1 protein-coding gene and 1 pseudogene are annotated in these 1311 nt (G+C 22.3%); both read right to left on the reverse strand.

Annotated elements, in window-relative coordinates; translation table 11 throughout:
• Positions 1-914: chromosome segregation SMC family protein (locus GBZ86_RS15990; RefSeq protein ID WP_152892309.1), on the reverse strand; the 914-nt coding region annotated here is incomplete at its 3' end.
• 213 nt (positions 915-1127) lie between these two features.
• A pseudogene (locus tag GBZ86_RS17480) lies at positions 1128-1311 on the reverse strand (radical SAM protein); the annotation flags it as partial.

Below are 1311 nucleotides of genomic sequence, written 5' to 3' on the forward strand. Positions count from 1 at the left end.
GTTATACTAGATATCACCTGTGAAACTTTTTCTTTTTTAAAAAAATATTGTTTTTGATCAGAATTATAATTTTTATCTAAAATTTCTAATTCATTTTTTGCTGAATTAATATTAACTTTTTCTAATCTATATTTTTCTTTTTTTTCTTCATTTATTTTATTTAAAGTATTTATTTTACTTTTTTGCTCATTTATATGACTATTTAATTCTAATAAATTATTAATTATAAGTGCTATTTCTTTTTTCTTTAATTTAGATGCTAATTCTATATATTCTAAGGCTTTATTTTTTTCAAATTCTAAAGGCTTTAATCTTTCTTCATAAGAATAAATAATATCATTTATTCTTATAAGATTTTCTTTAGTATTATTTAATTTCTTTTCTGCTTCAATCTTTCTAGATTTAAATTTTACTATTCCAGCTGCTTCTTCTAGCAATGCTCTTCTATCTTCAGGTTTTCCACTTAAAATAGCATCTATTTTACCTTGACCTATTAATGAATATCCTTCTTTACCAATACCTGTATCCATAAATAAAGTAATAATATCCTTTAATCTACAAGTAGTGTTATTTATTAAATACTCACTTTCTCCTGATTTAAATATTCTTCTTGTAACTTTCACATCTTGGTAATCAATTGGTAATTCTCCTTTTGAATTATCTAATGTTAAAGATACTTGTGCTAAACCTAAAGATTTTCTATATTCTGTACCTGAAAATATTATATCTTCCATTTTAGAACCTCTTAAAGTTTTTGCACTTTGTTCTCCTAAAACCCACCTTACTGCATCTGAAACATTACTTTTTCCACTACCATTTGGTCCAACTACTGCTGTAATACCATTATTAAATTTAAGCTCTGTTTTATCTGCAAATGATTTAAATCCTCTTATTTCAAGAGACTTTAAAAACATATATTCACTCCTATCCTATAAACATAGTAGATATTACACTTCCTAACATGCATATCACTATAACTATTATTATAATATTTGTTATTTTTTTTATATTTTTTCTTTTCATAATCTAACTCCTTCTTGATAAGTTTATAGTAAGCAAAAAAAAATATCAACTAACTATTTTAATGATTACAAAAAACCTTAGAGCTTAAGCTCTAAGGCTTTTATTTATAAATTAATTTTATATTTTTCATTTGCAAAATTTACATAAATTTCATTTAAATCTATTTCTTTAGTATTTGTAACTTTTATATTAATTTTATTAGCCTTATTCTTTAGTTCATTAAAATATCTTTTTTTATCTGCATATAGCTTAGAAATTTTATTGGTATGTATTTTTATTTCTACATCT

The sequence above is a fragment of the Clostridium tarantellae genome (genome assembly GCF_009295725.1).
Lineage (GTDB): Bacteria > Bacillota > Clostridia > Clostridiales > Clostridiaceae > Sarcina > Sarcina tarantellae.